The sequence below is a fragment of the Streptomyces litchfieldiae genome, from assembly GCF_031845365.1.
Lineage (GTDB): Bacteria > Actinomycetota > Actinomycetes > Streptomycetales > Streptomycetaceae > Streptomyces > Streptomyces litchfieldiae.
This window is the reverse complement of record NZ_JAVREL010000074.1, coordinates 1-643: the sequence shown is the minus strand read 5'-3', so window position 1 is coordinate 643 and position 643 is coordinate 1. Positions and strand designations below refer to the sequence as shown.

1 pseudogene is annotated in these 643 nt (G+C 65.3%); it reads right to left on the bottom strand.

Annotated elements, in window-relative coordinates:
- Window positions 1–265: 265 nt before the first annotated feature.
- Window positions 266–379 (bottom strand): annotated as a pseudogene (locus RM590_RS35440) (transporter); the annotation flags it as partial.
- Window positions 380–643 lie beyond the last annotated feature (264 nt).

Sequence of the window (643 nt, the reverse complement as noted above, 5' to 3'; positions counted from 1 at the left end):
ACATCCGCGCCTGGGTCAAGAACTGGAACAAAGATCCCAAACCGTTCATCTGGACCAAGACCGCCGAGGAGATCCTCGACTCCCTCGCCCACTTCTGCCGACGGATTACCGGCGCAGGACACTAGGCCACCAGCCATGGGACGGGACATGTCTACCCGGGCCCGCCGATCACCGGTGGCAGTGTCCCATCGTCCGCCGCTGTGCCAAGGGACACGCCGCCGGGAGAACGAGGGCGTCCTGGGTGGACACCCCGCCCTTCACCTATAAGCAGCGTCGGGCGAAAAAGGATGGCCGCCCAGGAGGAGATCTTCCTTTTCTCCTCGTTCTGCCGCTGGCCCACGAGGGTGGCGTTCACTGCGAGGATGGCGGCCAACGCCTCACCGATATCCCGCGTCCGGAGGACTACAGACCAGGACCGTCGGCAGGTGGATCAAACGATCTTCACGCCACCGAGGAGGACCTGACGGTTATGGGGCAGGTCTCTGTACAGCTCGGATCACCTCGCATGCGGCGGCAGCGCTAGGCCCGTACTTCGCGGGTCGGTGAATCGGATGGTTCGGTGGCCGGTCCGGTGTCCGGTCGGGGGTCTGTCGCGTTGGAGCGGGTGTGTCGATGACTTCCCGGTCCCCGCGGCCACGGACGG